Consider the following 15,457-nt stretch of genomic DNA (forward strand, 5'->3'; position numbering starts at 1 on the left):
ACGGCTTGCATCACGCCAGTTCCTCGTCTGCGTCGCTGATGCGGGTTGCCAGCTTGGCACGGCGGCGTGTCAATCGATCAAACAGCAGGTAGATCACGGGCGTGGTAAAAATGGTCAACAGTTGCGACAGCAGCAAGCCGCCCACCATGGTGATGCCAAGCGGCTGGCGCAATTCAGCCCCAGCGCCGCTGGCAAACATCAGCGGCAGTGCACCAAACAAAGCCGCCATGGTTGTCATGAGGATGGGGCGAAAGCGCAGCAGGCAAGCTTGGTAGATCGCGTCTACCGGCTTGAGCCCTTGTTCGCGCTCGGCAGCCAAGGCGAAGTCGATCATCATGATCGCGTTTTTCTTGACGATGCCGATCAGGAGAATAATGCCGATGATCGCCACCATGCCAATCTCCTGCCCATGTATCCACAAGGCCAGCAAGGCGCCGACGGTCGCCGACGGCAAGGTAGAGAGAATAGTCACGGGATGAATAAAACTCTCATACAGTATGCCCAGCACGATATACATGCATACCAAGGCGGCCAGGATAAGGAACAAGGTATTCGACAAGGAAGCCTCAAACGCCAGCGCGGCGCCTTGGAAGCGCGTCTGCACGCTGCCCGGCAACTGTAGCTCATCAACAGCAGTGCGAATGGCCGCCACCGCATGTCCAAGCGCGACATTGTCGGCAAGGTTGAAGGAGACCGTTGCCGCCGGGAACTGGGCAATATGGTTGATCGCCAGCAAGGTATTGCGCTCTTCCACCCGCACCAGGGCAGTCAGCGGCACCTGCGTTGTCACCACATTGCCAGCACTATCCGTGCTGCTGCCGGGGATATAAAGGTTGGCAAGCGCCTCTGGGCCATTGCGGAAATTGGGCGGCACCTCCATCACCACGCGATACTGGCTGGCCTGCGTGTAGATAGTGGAAATCAGGCGCTGGCCAAAAGCGTTGTACAAGGCGGCATTAATGCTGGACACCGTCACGCCCAGGCGGGCGGCATTGTCGCGGTCTATCACTAGGTAAGCCTGCAAGCCCTTATCCTGCAAATCACTCGCCACATCGGTAATCTCCGGTAACTGGCGCAACTTTTCCATCACGCGTGGCATGGCCGATTGCAACACGGCAATATCAGGGTCAGTGAGCAGGAAGCGATACTGCGTGCGGCTGGTCTTGTCTTCTATGCTCAAATCCTGCACGGCTTGCAGGTAAAGCTTAAAATCCGGGATGTCTGCAGTCGCCTGCTTCAGGCGCGCAATGACTTGGCTGGCCGTCACGTCACGCTCGGCATGCGGCTTGAGGTTGATCAGTACCCGGCCAGTGTTCAGCGCTTCGTTGGTGCCATCCACGCCGATATAGGACGACACACTGTCCACTGCCGGGTCTTGCTTGATGATACGGGCCAGTTGTTCCTGCTTCTTTGCCATGGCAGCAAACGAAACCGATTGTGGCGCTTCACTGACACCCTGGATCAAGCCGGTATCCTGGGTCGGGAAAAAGCCCTTGGGCAGATAAAGATAGAACAGCACGGTAATCACCAGCGTTACCAGCGCCACCATCAGCGTTAAGACCTGATGCGCCAGCACCCATTTCAAGGCTTTAGCATAACGGTCGATCAGGCCTTGCATCATGCGTGCGCCAGCATTGGCAAAACGGCCTTTCTCGCTGGCAGGCGCATGCTTGAGCCACAACGCGCAAAGCATGGGCGTCAAGGTGAGGGAAATCAGCATGGATACCAGGATGGCAATCGCCAGCGTCAGGGCAAACTCACGGAACAAACGGCCCGCCACATCACTCATGAACAGCAGCGGGATCAACACCGCCACCAGCGAAATGGTCAGCGAGATAATGGTGAAACTGATCTGCCTGGAGCCCTTGAGCGCTGCCTGCAAGGGATGGTCGCCCTGCTCGATGTAGCGCTCAATATTTTCCAGCATCACAATCGCATCGTCGATGACAAAACCGGTCGCAATCGTCAGCGCCATCAGCGTCAGGTTATTGATGGAAAAACCCGCCAAATACATGACGCCAAATGTCCCGATCAATGACAGCGGCACAGCCACCGAGGGAATCAGTGTCGCCCGGCCATCTTGCAGGAAGAAGAAAGTCACCAGCACGACCAGTGCAATCGCCAGCAACAATTCAAACTGCGTATCCTTGACCGAGGCCTGGATGGTATGGCTACGATCACTGAGAACAGACACCTGCACATTTTCCGGCAGGCTTTCCTCCAGTGCTGGCAACATCTCCCGCACACGCTCTACCACGTCAATCACGTTGGCACCCGGCTGGCGCTGGATATTGACGATCACGGCAGGCTTGTCGTTGGCCCAGGCGGCAAGATATTCATTCTCGGCGCCATCATAGGCCTGCGCCACATCCTTGAGGCGTATTGGTGCGCCATTCTGGTAACTCAACACCAGGTTGCGGTATTCCTCCGCGCTACGCATCTGGTCATTGGCATCGATGGTCGTGGAACGCGTCGCCCCATTGAAGCTGCCTTTGGAACCATTGAGATTATTGTTGGCGATTGCCGTGCGTATGGATTCAAGACTAAGGCCATATGCCGCCAGGGCGGTAGAGTTTGCGCTCACGCGCACCGCAGGGCGTTGCCCGCCGCTGATGCTCACCATACCCACGCCGGAAATCTGCGCAATTTTCTGCGCTAGCCGGGTATCGACCAAATCCTGCACCTTAGGCATGGACAGCGCTTCCGAGGTCACAGCCAGCGTGAGGACAGGCACATCCGCCGGGTTAACCTTGCTATACACCGGCTGGCTGGGCAAATCACTGGGCAACAGGTTGGAAGCCGTATTGATCGCTGCTTGCACGCCCTGCTCGGCAATGCCCAAACTGGTATTGAGATTGAAGCGCAGAGTGATGACAGATGCCCCACCCGCGCTACTGGATGACATTTCATCCAGGCCGGCAATCCGCCCCAACTGACTTTCCAGCGGTGCTGTGACCATGGCATTGATGACTTCCGGGCTGGCACCGGGATACAGGGTTTTGACCTGCATCGTCGGATACTCCACCTCGGGCAATGAAGCGACGGGCAGCAAGCGGTAACCGAGGATGCCCGAAATCAATAGGGCGAGCATCAGTAGCGTGGTCGCCACTGGCCTTTCAATGAACATCCGCGAGGGGTTCATGAACGTGGGCCTCTACCCTGTCCCATTGAAGCACCATCACCGCCACGACCCTGACCGCCTTGCTGCCATGCGCCGCCCTGTCTACCTTCACCACCACGGCCTGCCGCAGGCTGCGCATCATCCTCGCCTGCCACACGCACCGTCATGCCGTCAGAGAGGCGGTCTACACCATCAATGACGATACGCTGCCCTGCATTCAAACCCTGGCGGATTTCCACCTGCTCTGCCTGGCTGATGCCCACGGTTACGCGCTGCTTGGCCACGGTTTTTTCTGCGCCAATCACATAGACATACGTGCCTTGGTCATCGCGTTGCAAAGCGCCACTCGGGATCAGCAAGGCCTTGGCCACCTCGGCCGCATGCAGCCGCACGTTAACAAACTGGTTGGGGTAGAGACTATCATCACCATTGTCAAAACGTGCCCGTAGCTTGAATGTACCGGTCGTCACATCGATCTGGTTATCAATGCTCGCCACCTTGCCCATGGCAAGGCGCACCTGGCGCTGGCGGTCCAGCGCTTCCACCACCAGTTTGTCGGGATTCTGCTTGAGCTGGCGCCGCACAGTAGATAATTGCTGCTCCGGCAAGCTGAACACCACGCTGATCGGGCGTGTTTGCGTCAGCACCGTGATTGGGGTCGTCGCATTCACAGCCACCTGATTGCCCACATCAACTTGACGCAAACCGATACGGCCACTGATAGGCGCACGCACCTGAGTGAATTCGAGATTAAGCTTTGCCGCTTCAAGCTGCCCCAAGGCATTATCAAGATTGCCCTGGTATTGGCGCACCAAGGCAGCTTGCGTATCCAGGGTCTGAACGGCGATGGAGTCCTCATCCTTGAGCTCCTGATAACGCGCTAAGTCTATCTCGGCATTCTTGAGCTGGGCGCGATACTGGCTCACCACGCCTTCGGCCTGTTTAAGCGCTGCCTGATAAGGACGCGGGTCGATTTCGGCCAGCACATCGCCCTGCTTCACCTCTTGTCCCTCAGTGAACAATATCCGGCTCAATTGCCCTTCCACGCGAGCCGTTACATTCACGGTATTCAACGAAGTCACCGTCCCCACCGCATCCAATTGCACCGTGAGCGGTGCCTGCACCACCTGGCCAACGCTGACCAGCATGCTCTCACCGAACATGCCGCGATGACCACCACCGGGGAAACCGCCGCTTGGCCTTGGCCTGGATGCCCCACCGCCAGGACCGCCCGGCCCACCAGGTGGCATACTCTGTCCCATGCCTGGAGGACCCTGGTTAGCAGAGGAATTCAAAGGCACATACTTCCACAGTGCATACGCAACGGCAGCCAGTACAATCAACAAGATGAGCCAGGGACGCAGGGTTTTCAATAGTGGTCTAGACATAAGATATGATGCATCTGCATTGGATGGTTAAACTGGCCGCAATGCCTGTCAACCATGCATAGCCAGCCAATAGTAGGGATAGTTGAGAACAATAGTATTGTCCCCCAGGAATCGCCGCAATTGAATTTACACAACCCTACACAGCCACGGGCTTAGCGCTGTCAACGCTTACAAAGGCTTACACTTCGCTCAAGCCGGGCTTTAATAAGCGTTGCGCATGGCTAGCTGCCATCCACTCTTCATTGGTCAAGGCCACCAGCACGGGGATAGCACTGGCAGCAGATGAAATCACCGTGGCATCCGCTTGGTTGGCTGTAAGATCAAGCTGCACACCTAGAAACGCCAACCCTTGAGTGATGCGCAGACGGATTTCGGCATTGTGTTCGCCAATGCCAGCCGTGAATACCAACATATCCAGCCCGCCAAGCGCTGCGACCATGGAGCCGATCTCGCGCACGATGCGCCGCACATACAACGCCAACGCCAAGCGCGCCCGCGGCTCTGTTGCCTCGCATTGCAGCAACACGCGCGGATCAGCAGCAATGCCAGAGAGGCCGAGCAAACCTGATTCGTGGTACAGCATCTCCCCCACCCTGGCAGGTGTCAGGTGCTCCACCTCCATCATGTGCAGCAGCACGCCGGGATCAAGCGCACCGCTACGCGTGCCCATCATCAAGCCATCTAGCGCAGAAAAACTCATGGTGGTCGCCACGCTCTGTAAATCCTGCATGCCACACAAACTGGCGCCACTACCAAGATGGGCAACAATGACACGCCCCCTGGCACGATCGCCCGCCAGTTCAGGCAGGTGCACTGCCATATACTCGTAAGACAAGCCATGAAATCCATAACGCCTGATGCCGCGCTCGAATACAGCATAGGGCAACGGCAGGACTTGTTCGACTTCGGGCAGAGTATGGTGAAAAGCGGTATCGAAACAAGCAACCTGCGGTAGGCTGGGGTCGATTTCCAGCAAGCGTTCTATCGCTTCCAGCGCAAAGGGCTGGTGCAGTGGTGCTAGGGGAATGTAGCTGCACAAATCACGCAGGACCTCATCATTGACAAGCACAGGCGTGAAGTAACGGCTGCCACCATGCACCACACGGTGCGCAATCGCCACCAGAGCATCACCCTGTAGTTGCGCCTGGGTACGCTCAATAATATGGCGCAATGCCTCTGAGTAAGGATGCTCGCTTCCCAGCGCTATCGCGTGTGGCGTGGTCACGCTATCGCCATAGGTCGGGCCGGTGCCAAGAATGCCATCCACCTTGCCGTTCCAGCGCGGCTTACGCGAGATGACTGCCTGGCTGATATCGAACAAGCCAAACTTGATACTGGAAGAACCGCAGTTCAGCACCAACACCCATTGGCTCATGGCGGGCTCTCACGATAATGATCGGCGAGTATGGCTGCCACAGCACAGGAGGCCAAACGGCTAGGCTTGGGGTCGGCACGACTGGTCAACACCACCGGCACCTTGGCGCCAAGCACAATGCCCGCGCTGTGGGCGTTGCCCAAATACTCCAGTTGTTTGGCGAGCATATTGCCACTTTCCAGGTCCGGTGCGACCAAAATATCTGCCGCACCAGCAACCTCGGAGCGTATACCCTTGATCTGCGCTGCCTCGCTGGAAACTGCGTTATCAAATGCCAGCGGCCCATCCAGCAGGCCGCCAGTGATCTGCCCACGGTCCGCCATCTTGCAGAGCACAGCAGCATCCAATGTGGCTGGCATATTTGGCGAAACCGTTTCCACCGCTGCCAGCAAGGCCACCTTGGGAGAAGTCACGCCAAGGACATGTGCAAGATCGATGGCGTTTTGCACGATATCGGCCTTGGCCAGCAGGTCAGGTGCAATATTGATGGCGGCATCGGTAATAATGAAAGCACGCGGATAAGTCGGCACCTGCATCAGGAAGCAATGCGATACGCGGCGCTTGGTGCGCAAGCCAGCACTGGAAGGCAGGATAGCGGACATCAGCTCATCGGTGTGCAGGCTGCCCTTCATCAGCGCCTGCACCTTGCCTGCCGCCGCAAGCTCCGCGCCTCGGGCCGCTGCTGCATGACTATGCGGCACATCGTCAATCTCGACACCATCCAGTGCAAGCCCATGTTGCGCAGCCACAGCCTCAAGACGCGCCCGCGGCGCGATCAGCACTGGCGTGACCAGCCCGAGCGCCTTGGCCTCCAACGTCGCTTCCAGGCTGACAGCATCACAAGGGTGCACTACCCCGGTACGCACCGCGGGCAAGGCTTGCGCATAAGCAATCAACGCCTGCAACAAATCCTGTGAATGCCCTGGATTAGCCAAGGGTAAGGCTTGTGACATCAGTAGCTCCTTACGACATAGATGGCAGTGAATGTATCACGCAGACAATGTGCGATTGAGGAGATACGCCTATAGCAAGAGCGCCTTACTCCCCGGCATCCGCTCACGCAGGCGTCCAGGTGCCCTTTTGAATGAACTCCACTTTGTAACCATCCGGGTCTTCAACGAAAGCTATCACCGTCGTGCCGTGCATCATCGGCCCAGCCTCACGCACCACCTTGCCGCCCGCCTGCTTGACCGCCTCACAGGCAGCATAGGCATCGTCAACCTCAACGGCGATGTGCCCATAGGCATTGCCCTTGTCATAACTCTTGGTTTCCCAGTTATGCGTCAACTCAATCACCGCCTGATCACTTTCGCTGCCATACCCAACAAAAGCCAGCGTGAACTTTCCATCAGGATACTCATGCCGACGCAACAGCTTCATGCCAAGAACATTGGTATAAAACGTGATCGACTTTTCCAGGTTAACGACCCGTAACATGGTATGCAATATGCGCACGACACCCTCTCCAGACAGATTCAAAGCGCCATTATAACCATAATGAATTTCAGGGATTGCAAGATGGAGGCTAGTGCGGCTTCCTGATTGAGAAATAGAGATGAATTGACCTAGCTCAACCTCATCCAATAGGATTTATTCATGTTCATACGAATTGGGCAATCACAGGAAGCTTTTTGCTGTACAAACTTAGGAACAAGCTATTGGTTTCAATTGTGACCACCCCGAAACGCCCACCTTACGAACGTGCCGCCAAGGCTTAACATGACATCACAAATCGCCAAGCTACTCGCGAATTACAACCGTTCAATGAATGAGCAAATGTTTGAAGCAGCGAAAAAGCTTAACAGCGTTGAACTCGCCGCTGATAGAGGTGCATTCTTCGGCTCCATTATCGGGACACTCAATCACATTGCAGTGGCAGATACTATCTGGCTGCATCGCTTTGCCCAGCATTCTGGCGAGTTCCCTGCACTTGCAGGGTTATCATCTTTTGAGCGGCCTACCTCGCTACGGCAGATCATCGCCTCTGACTTGCTGAGTCTTGAGACCTATCGCCAAGGCCTCGACAGCTTGATTGATCTTTGGGTTTCCGAACTTACATGTGAGCATCTTGCTTTTACCCTGACATATGCAAACATGGCCGGGGTGAAGTCAAGCAAGAATTTAGGCGCAGTCCTTCAGCATTTTTTCAACCATCAAACACACCACCGCGGCCAAGCCTCCACCTTGCTTTTCCAGGCTGGTATAGATGTTGGTATCACAGACCTCATCGCCTATATCCCAGACGACAATATCTGAACCACTGAGCAATGGGTGAGCCATGCACAACGCTAACGGAAGCCCCCAGCATTAGGCCTCCCTTACACTGCCCACCCCCATCTGCTGATACTCCTGATAAAGCTCAGCCTCTCCCCGCAAATGCCCAGGCTCATCCTGATAGCCAGCATTGCCTTCGACCACGCTAAACTGCCAGCGTTGTTCGAGTGCCTGCCGTTCGGAAGTGTAGCGGAACTCACTAATGAATTGATTGATCTCGCGTAGCAAGGTATAGCTGGATGGGTCATCGGCTACCGCTGCCACGTAATACCAAGGACTAGCCGCGAGGTTGCCTTGCAATAGTTCGATGCGCCCATGCCAGGGGCTATCCTGCCCGTTGCAAGCCCAAGCGAAGATGGGTTGGTCAACAGCGAAGGCATCGACCTTTCCGCTAGCCAAGGCATCGTGGATGATGGATTGATCGGTATAGCCAATCAGGTTTGCCAACCTGACTGTACCGCGCTCGGCCTTGCTGTGCTTGCTCCAGCGCAGGCCAGCAGCTTCAAGCGTGGCAAATGCCGCTGGGTCATTGATACAACCCAGCACTTTGCCTTCTAGGCTAGCAAGACCGTTGATGTTGATACGCTGGTCGCCTTTGCGTCTGGCGAGCATGTAATGCAGGTAGGTATAGGCCTCGGAATAAGCAACTTGGTGATAGCTGGCACTTGGTGGTAACGCGCTCCAGACAACGTCAGCCTCAGGCTCGCCACGGCTACGGCCAATATGCAGCAACTCGACGCATTGATCCCACGAATGCTCGATAAATTCGACCTTGACGCCTATTGCCCGAGCAAAGGCGGTGGCATATTCCACATCCAATCCACGCAATGGCTCACCTGGCCGCATGCGGAACGATAGTCCCTTGAAAGCAGGCTCTATGGCCACCCTTAACACGCCGCGCGCCTGGATATCCGCAAGACGGTCATAGTCTGTCGGCTTGTAGCCACCATCCTTGCGCAGCAAGGTGGCCAACGATTCGTGCAATTGCTGTGCAGGGTAAGCTTCCAGACCAGCGATGTCAGTGGCCAGCTGCTGCGCCCAACCAACTTTCTGGCGCTGGCCAGCATAGCTGCCTCAGTCTAGTTGATGCATGGTTTCGATCACGTTGCCATGTTCCAGCAGGGTTTGCATGGAAGCGCCTATCTCGCGGAAAGCCTGCTGCACGGTGCCAAAGGCCTGTGCCGTATCCCGGTCTACCCGCTCCACATTGTCACGACTGGAATGGCCGAAGCCGATCAGTTGCTGCTGAAAATCGCTGAAATCCAGCATTTGTGACACTTCCTTGGAGTTACTCACGGTATGCCGCGCCAGCTCACGCACATGCTCGGCCACCACACCGAAACTACGCCCAGACTCACCCGCATGCGCAGCCTGAATCGCTGCATTGATCCCGATCAGCTCCAGCTCGCGCCCAATGCGCCCCAGCCCCTGCACCACTTCGTTGACACGTGACAATTTGGCCGCCAGAGCCTGCTCCAAGCTAAGCAAACCCTGGGAAATTTCGCTACTGGCCAAGGAAAAATCCTCTTGCGATTGACTACGCAAGGTTTCGGCTTCCTCCAGGCTATGCTGCATACGGGCCGTGGTTTGGCCGACTTGCGCCGTCATTGCACCAAGTCGGCTCTCTACCTCAGCAAAACGCGCTGACTGGGTGCTTTCAGTATTGAGCAACTGCCGCATCAAATGCCCGATACGCTCCGCTAAAGCAGCTAGATACCGGCTAGTTTGATCGTAGGCTAATGCAAGCGATTGCGGTCGAGAAACTTCTCCCTGTGCGGGTTCTGACAAGGCCGGGCATATCCAGGCCAGCAAGGAGGCAATCAGTTTCATGGCGAGATAACAGCCCAGCAAGAGGCTGTGCAAAGAACAATAGATGACTGTATTAGGCAAAAAATGTGCCTAAAAAGAAACTATCTTTACCTGAATGAAAAAATTGTGTTACTTGTGATTGAGCTTAAGCTTGCTTCACCAGCATGATTTGCTGGTATTTCTGGTAAAGCTGATCGTGGGTTTCCACGCGGGTAGGGTCGTGCGGGATGCAAGCCACCGGGCAAACATCCTGGCATTGAGGGTTATTGAAGTGGCCTACGCACTCGGTGCAAAGATTAGGGTCGATCTGGTAGATTTCCTCGCCCTGGTAGATAGCACCATTCGGGCATTCAGGCTCGCAGACATCGCAATTGATGCATTCATCTGTGATCATCAAGGCCATGGTGGACTCCCAACCTTACTCAAGCGAGCTTGAGCGCAATGCGCTCTTGCACCAGTGGGGAAACAAACTTGCTGACATCACCCTTGAGCTGGGCAATCTCGCGCACCAGGCTAGCAGAGACAAACATATATTGCTCTGCCGGTGTGAGGAAAATGGTTTCCATCTCAGGGAATAGTTGGCGGTTCATGCCCGCCAACTGGAATTCATACTCAAAGTCAGACACCGCACGCAAGCCACGCACCACCGCACGTGCACCTTGTTCACGCACGAACTGCATCAATAGGCCAGAGAAGCCCAGCACTTCTACATTCGGGCAATCGGACAACACCTTGGAAGCCAGCTCAACGCGCTCATCCAAGGAAAACATGGGGTTTTTACCTGTACTTCTAGCCACCGCCACGATCACATGGTCAAACAACCCTGCAGCACGACGTACGATATCCTCATGACCGCGAGTAATGGGATCAAAAGTTCCGGGGTAAACGACTTTCAACTGGCTCAAAAAAACAATCCTTGCGAGGCGAGACAGGCAAAGCACCTGTCAATCGGTTGATCTATCTGCCAATTTTAACAGGTGATAGAAAACATTGCCCGCCTTGCCGTGTTTGATGACTTGCCAAAGCTCGTCATCTTCCAGTGCAAACTCCGCCTCAACGTACACCACACCGCCCTCCGCCAAGTGGGGAGGCAGGTGCGGCAGCAGCTTGGACAGCCAGCCTTGCTGGTAGGGTGGGTCAAGAAAAATCACATCGAAACGCTCACGGTTTTGTGCAAGAAACTGAGTAGCATCCTGCTGCAACACCTTGGCTTGACCTGCCTTGAGCAAGGCTTGATTTTGCTGGAGAGACTTTGCTGCTACGGGAGACTTTTCCACCAGCACGGCAGCACTGGCACCTCGCGACAATGCCTCGAAGCCCATCGCGCCAGTACCAGCGAACAAATCCAGGCAACGCTGCCCATGCATATCCTGGCCCAGCCAATTGAACACGGCCTGGCGTACACGGTCAGGCGTGGGGCGCAAGCCGGGCACATCGGGAAAACTCAGCAGGCGGCTACGCCACTCGCCGCCGCTGATACGTACACGATTACTTGCTGCCACTATCAGTGCCACCCACCACCACGGTCACCAGTTTGTTCGGGTCTATGCGGCGGCTGAACGCATCCTTGATCTGGGCCGCCGTCACTGCTTCCACCTTGCCATTGAACTCATCGAGATAATTCAGCGGCAACTTGTAGAAACCAATCACGGCAAGATAATCGAGGATTTTGCTATTGCTATCGATACGCAGCGGGAAGCCGCCGATGATGTTCTGCTTGGCGGCTTTAAGCTCGGCCTCGGTCACGCCCTGGCTAATAAATTTACCCAAGGTTTCGCGCACCAGTTTGAGTGCATCCTCGGCCTGATCACGCTTGGTCTGCAAACCGATCTGGAACTGGCCCAATTGCTGCATGGGAATGAAGTAGCTATACACGCTATACACCAGGCCACGCTTCTCACGCACTTCCTCGGTCAGGCGCGAAACAAAGCCACCACCACCGAGGATGTAATTGCCAACATAAAGTGCAAAGTAATCTGCATCGCCACGCTTCACGCCAGGGTAGGCCAGCATGATATGCGACTGACTGGCTGGGTGTGGAATGCGGCGCTCCACCGCAGCCTGCGGATAACTCACTTCAGGCAGCTCGGCAGCGGCTGGGCTATCAGGCAAGCCAGCGGAAATACGCTCGGCAATAGCCTTGGCCTGCTCCGGCGTCATATCGCCCATCAAGGCAATCACGGCATTCTTCGCACCATAATATTGCCGATAGAACTGCTGCAAATCTGCCGCAGCCAATGCATTGACCGATTCAGGTTCGCCCTCTTCGTCCACCGCATAGGGATGATTGCCGTACAAGGCTTTCAGCAAGGCGCGATTGGCAATGCTCGCTGGCTGAGTAGCGGATTCCTTCAGGCCCGCAATGATGCGCGCCTTTTCACGCGCCAGCGTCGCTTGGGGGAAATCAGGTTGATGCAGTATCTTGGTGTAAATATCCAGTGCGGCATTTTGCTCCCGCACACTGCTCAAGGTGCGCAGCTTGAGGGCTGCACGGTCTGCATCCAGCTCCCCGCCGAGCACAGCACCAACATCCGCCATGCCATTGGAAATCTGCTGATCGGTAAGACCACCAGCCCCCAAGGTCATGAGATAGCGTGTAATACCTGCCAGGCCTGGCTTGCCACCATCGCGTGCACTGCCTGCGGCAAAATTGGTGCTGATATCAATGATGGGCAGATCATGATTCTCGACAAAATACACCTCACTGCCCTTGCTGGTTTGCCAGTGCTGAATGTTAAGGGCGGCATGGGCTTGCAGGGCAACCAGCCCGGCAGCAACGACGAGCGCCTGCTGCGCGCGCCGGACAAGAGAAAGATTAATGCGCATGTGGCTTGCCTTTTGGTTTTGCATTGGGGTCTATCGGTTGTGGGTCCAGGGTGGCAACGGTCATGCTGTCCCTGACCAAGTATTTACGCGCAACCTCCTGCACCTGCTGCGGCGTTACCGCCTGCAACTTGGCAGGGTAAGTTTGCAAGGTGCGCCATGAAAAACCGGTAGTTTCCAGGCGGCCAATCTGCATGGCCTGGTAGAACACGGAATCACGCTGGTAAACATCCGCGGCAATCACCTGCGCCTTGACGCGCTGCAACTCTTCCTCGGTGACACCATCCTGCTTGATGCGCTCCACTTCGTTAATCAGCGCGGCTTCCAGCTCAACAACCGTCTTGCCTTCGCTTGGGGTGCCTTCCAGCTCGAACAAACCCACTTGTCCGCGTTGAATCAGGTCATACCCAGCGCCCACATCAACAGCAAGCTGCTGTTGACGCACAAGGTTTTGATTCAAGCGTGCCGAGGCATTGCCATCCAGCACACCGGCGAGGATTTCCAGCGCATAAGGCTCCCAATCTTTATCCGCATCGCGTAAGATCGGCACATGAAAACCCAGGCGCACATACGGCAGCTCAGCGGGAACCTTCACGACCAGGCGGCGCTCGCCTATCTGCTGCGGCTCAAGCTGTGGTTTGCGTGCAGGCAGGGCATGTGGCTTGATCACACCAAAATGCTGCTTGGCAAGCTTGAGTACAGATTGTGCGTCCACATCTCCTGCCACCACCAGGATGGCGTTGCTCGGCGTGTACCAAGTCTGGTACCACTCGCGCGCATCTTCCACCGTCATGTTCTCAAGATCGTTCATCCAGCCAACAATAGGGCGGCCATAAGGATGTGCCTGGTAGGCCACGGCACTGAATTGCTCATTAAGCATGCCTTGCGGCTTGTCATCAGTACGCCAGCGACGCTCTTCCATTACCACCTTGATTTCCTTGGAGAACTCCTCCTTGGTCAATTGCAGGTTGGCCATGCGGTCTGCCTCCAGCTTGATCGCCAGCGGTAGTTGAGACTTTTCCAGTTGCTGGTAATAAGCGGTGTAATCAGTACCGGTAAAGGCATTTTCACGACCACCCGCCGCCGCAATCAAGCGCGAAAATTGCCCTGGCGGCACCGCCTTGGTGCCTTTGAACATCATGTGCTCCAGCACATGAGCAACACCGGTCTTGCCGTTAACTTCATCCACACTGCCTGCGCGATACCACACTTGAGACACCACGACCGGCGCCCGGTGATCTTCCTGCACGATGACGCGCATGCCATTGTCGAGCTTGAACTCGTGCGTATCTGCTGCCTGGGCGGCGATTGGCATCAATGCCAGTGCCAGCCACACTCCTCGAATAAACACCTTGCGATTCTCCTTTAGCCGCATTATTCATGCATTATAGCGGCAGTGCCTGATTGCCTGCACCACCAGCGCTACCAAGTTCCGGATGAAAACAACCGTCATGCAACCATGCTCTGACCCAGCCGTTTCAGCATTAGTTCTTGTAGCAGAAGCATATATACATGCCAGATATAGCAAGCCGATGATGGCTAGGTAAAATACTTGAAGATATGCCTAGAATATCCCGCTTGTGCCAGTGCAAGCGCCTTGTTTTGCTTTAAAATATCGGCTTATTGCTAAAAACACATTCCATGTTCGATTTTTTCAAAAAAGATAAAAACCCGCCAGCGCCAGCTCCTGAACCGGAGAAAATAGCGCCAGTCACACCTCAGGTACCCACTCAGGAAAAACCAACCCTGAGCTGGACAGAGCGACTCAAGCGCGGCCTCGCCAAGACTCGCAGCCAATTAGGCCTGCAACTGGCAAGCCTGTTTGGCGGCGGCAAGATTGATGAGGATGTTTATGAGGAGCTGGAAACTATCCTCCTCACCTCCGATGTCGGCATCGCGGCAACTCAGGCACTGCTTGAGCAGATCCGTACCCGCGTCAAACGCCAGAACCTCAACGACACCACCCAGCTCAAGGAAGCCCTCAAGCAATCCTTGCTGGAACTGCTGGCTCCGCTGGAAAAGCCACTGGACACAACAAAAGGCCAGCCCTTTGTCATCATGCTTGCAGGCGTCAATGGCGCAGGCAAGACTACGACCATCGGCAAGCTAGCAAACTTGTTCCAGGCACAAGGAAAATCAGTGCTGATCGCGGCAGGCGATACTTTCCGCGCAGCGGCGCGCGAGCAGTTACAAGCCTGGGGTGAGCGTAACAATGTACATGTCGTCGCACAGGAAAGCGGCGACCCGGCAGCGGTGATTTTTGATGCGGTCAATTCCGCCAAGGCCAAGGGTATAGACATTGTGCTGGCAGATACCGCAGGCCGCCTGCCCACCCAGCTCAACCTGATGGAAGAAATCCGCAAGGTGCAACGCGTGATTGACAAGGCCTTGCCAGGCGCACCGCATGAAGTGCTGCTGGTGCTGGATTCCAATACCGGACAAAATGCGGTCACCCAGGTAAAAGCATTTGATGATGCCTTGGGCGTCACAGGGCTGGTATTGAGCAAGCTGGACGGCACTGCCAAGGGCGGTGTCATTGCGGCAATTGCTCAATCACGCCCGATTCCCATCCGCTATATCGGCGTTGGCGAATCGATTGACGACTTGCGCCCCTTCAAGGCCAGCGAGTTTATTGATGCATTGTTTGAATAATCAGGAAAACGCATA

Annotated in this window: 14 protein-coding genes; 2 read left to right on the forward strand and 12 right to left on the reverse strand. The window is 55.6% G+C overall.

Annotated features, from left to right (window positions below; translation table 11 throughout):
* Positions 1-10 precede the first annotated feature (10 nt).
* From ACIKP9_RS06030 to gloA, 5 genes are all read right to left on the reverse strand, one after another.
* Entirely contained in the window at positions 11-3,127 is a 3,117-nt protein-coding gene (locus tag ACIKP9_RS06030) for an MdtB/MuxB family multidrug efflux RND transporter permease subunit (protein ID WP_400880571.1), read from the reverse strand.
* 11 nt (positions 3,128-3,138) lie between these two features.
* Positions 3,139-4,509, reverse strand: coding sequence for an MdtA/MuxA family multidrug efflux RND transporter periplasmic adaptor subunit (locus ACIKP9_RS06035; RefSeq protein WP_400880572.1), 1,371 nt, complete (start codon positions 4,507-4,509; stop codon positions 3,139-3,141).
* A 178-nt stretch (positions 4,510-4,687) separates the two neighbouring features.
* The gene (locus ACIKP9_RS06040) at positions 4,688-5,884 is read right to left on the reverse strand and encodes an acetate/propionate family kinase (RefSeq protein ID WP_400880575.1); all 1,197 of its coding nucleotides are present in this window, start codon (positions 5,882-5,884) and stop codon (positions 4,688-4,690) included.
* Positions 5,881-6,837 carry a bifunctional enoyl-CoA hydratase/phosphate acetyltransferase gene (locus ACIKP9_RS06045; protein WP_400880577.1) on the reverse strand — a complete coding sequence of 319 codons (957 nt, stop codon included), beginning with the start codon at positions 6,835-6,837 and terminating at the stop codon, positions 5,881-5,883. The genes ACIKP9_RS06040 and ACIKP9_RS06045 overlap by 4 nt, the downstream gene beginning before the upstream one ends.
* 103 nt (positions 6,838-6,940) lie before the next feature.
* Positions 6,941-7,339: a lactoylglutathione lyase gene (gloA, locus tag ACIKP9_RS06050; RefSeq protein ID WP_400880580.1), complete on the reverse strand. Its 399-nt coding sequence runs from the start codon at positions 7,337-7,339 to the stop codon at positions 6,941-6,943.
* Positions 7,340-7,603: 264 nt separating this feature from the next.
* On the opposite strand from gloA, the gene ACIKP9_RS06055 reads away from it, so the two are divergent.
* Positions 7,604-8,140: a DinB family protein gene (locus tag ACIKP9_RS06055; protein ID WP_400880582.1), complete on the forward strand. Its 537-nt coding sequence runs from the start codon at positions 7,604-7,606 to the stop codon at positions 8,138-8,140.
* 51 nt (positions 8,141-8,191) lie between these two features.
* Here ACIKP9_RS06055 and ACIKP9_RS06060 read toward each other — a convergent pair whose 3' ends face one another.
* The 7 genes from ACIKP9_RS06060 to ACIKP9_RS06090 all read right to left on the reverse strand — a co-directional run bounded on the left by ACIKP9_RS06060 (position 8,192) and on the right by ACIKP9_RS06090 (position 14,105).
* Positions 8,192-9,142 (reverse strand): substrate-binding periplasmic protein, encoded by a 951-nt coding sequence (locus ACIKP9_RS06060; RefSeq protein WP_400880585.1) that lies wholly within the window; start codon positions 9,140-9,142, stop codon positions 8,192-8,194.
* A gap of 90 nt (positions 9,143-9,232) precedes the next feature.
* Positions 9,233-9,988 (reverse strand): methyl-accepting chemotaxis protein, encoded by a 756-nt coding sequence (locus ACIKP9_RS06065; protein ID WP_400880588.1) that lies wholly within the window; start codon positions 9,986-9,988, stop codon positions 9,233-9,235.
* Positions 9,989-10,112: 124 nt separating this feature from the next.
* Positions 10,113-10,370, reverse strand: coding sequence for a YfhL family 4Fe-4S dicluster ferredoxin (locus ACIKP9_RS06070; protein WP_400880591.1), 258 nt, complete (start codon positions 10,368-10,370; stop codon positions 10,113-10,115).
* Positions 10,371-10,389: 19 nt separating this feature from the next.
* Positions 10,390-10,872 (reverse strand): pantetheine-phosphate adenylyltransferase, encoded by a 483-nt coding sequence (gene coaD, locus ACIKP9_RS06075; RefSeq protein ID WP_400880594.1) that lies wholly within the window; start codon positions 10,870-10,872, stop codon positions 10,390-10,392.
* 39 nt (positions 10,873-10,911) lie between these two features.
* Positions 10,912-11,469, reverse strand: coding sequence for a 16S rRNA (guanine(966)-N(2))-methyltransferase RsmD (gene rsmD / locus ACIKP9_RS06080; RefSeq protein WP_400880597.1), 558 nt, complete (start codon positions 11,467-11,469; stop codon positions 10,912-10,914).
* A complete protein-coding gene (locus tag ACIKP9_RS06085) occupies positions 11,456-12,793 on the reverse strand; it encodes a M16 family metallopeptidase (RefSeq protein WP_400880599.1) in 1,338 nt (445 codons plus the stop codon). Before ACIKP9_RS06085 ends, rsmD begins: the two co-directional genes overlap by 14 nt.
* Complete coding sequence (locus ACIKP9_RS06090) at positions 12,783-14,105, reverse strand: M16 family metallopeptidase (RefSeq protein WP_400881882.1); 1,323 nt, start codon at positions 14,103-14,105, stop codon at positions 12,783-12,785. Before ACIKP9_RS06090 ends, ACIKP9_RS06085 begins: the two co-directional genes overlap by 11 nt.
* A 326-nt stretch (positions 14,106-14,431) precedes the next feature.
* On the opposite strand from ACIKP9_RS06090, the gene ftsY reads away from it, so the two are divergent.
* Positions 14,432-15,442 carry a signal recognition particle-docking protein FtsY gene (ftsY, locus tag ACIKP9_RS06095; RefSeq protein ID WP_400880602.1) on the forward strand — a complete coding sequence of 337 codons (1,011 nt, stop codon included), beginning with the start codon at positions 14,432-14,434 and terminating at the stop codon, positions 15,440-15,442.
* Positions 15,443-15,457: the final 15 nt, after the last annotated feature.

This window comes from Methylobacillus methanolivorans, assembly GCF_044751345.1.
Lineage (GTDB): Bacteria > Pseudomonadota > Gammaproteobacteria > Burkholderiales > Methylophilaceae > Methylobacillus > Methylobacillus methanolivorans.

Excerpts from the sequence above, each read along its gene's own strand:
- ACIKP9_RS06030 (WP_400880571.1), bottom strand. The coding sequence starts at position 3,127 with ATGTTCATTGAAAGGCCAGTGGCGACCACGCTACTGATGCTCGCCCTA.
- ACIKP9_RS06035 (WP_400880572.1), bottom strand. The coding sequence starts at position 4,509 with ATGTCTAGACCACTATTGAAAACCCTGCGTCCCTGGCTCATCTTGTTG.
- ACIKP9_RS06040 (WP_400880575.1), bottom strand. The coding sequence starts at position 5,884 with ATGAGCCAATGGGTGTTGGTGCTGAACTGCGGTTCTTCCAGTATCAAG.
- ACIKP9_RS06045 (WP_400880577.1), bottom strand. The coding sequence starts at position 6,837 with ATGTCACAAGCCTTACCCTTGGCTAATCCAGGGCATTCACAGGATTTG.
- ACIKP9_RS06055 (WP_400880582.1), top strand. The coding sequence starts at position 7,604 with ATGACATCACAAATCGCCAAGCTACTCGCGAATTACAACCGTTCAATG.
- ACIKP9_RS06065 (WP_400880588.1), bottom strand. The coding sequence starts at position 9,988 with ATGAAACTGATTGCCTCCTTGCTGGCCTGGATATGCCCGGCCTTGTCA.
- ACIKP9_RS06070 (WP_400880591.1), bottom strand. The coding sequence starts at position 10,370 with ATGGCCTTGATGATCACAGATGAATGCATCAATTGCGATGTCTGCGAG.
- ACIKP9_RS06085 (WP_400880599.1), bottom strand. The coding sequence starts at position 12,793 with ATGCGCATTAATCTTTCTCTTGTCCGGCGCGCGCAGCAGGCGCTCGTC.
- ACIKP9_RS06090 (WP_400881882.1), bottom strand. The coding sequence starts at position 14,105 with ATGCCAATCGCCGCCCAGGCAGCAGATACGCACGAGTTCAAGCTCGAC.
- ftsY (WP_400880602.1), top strand. The coding sequence starts at position 14,432 with ATGTTCGATTTTTTCAAAAAAGATAAAAACCCGCCAGCGCCAGCTCCT.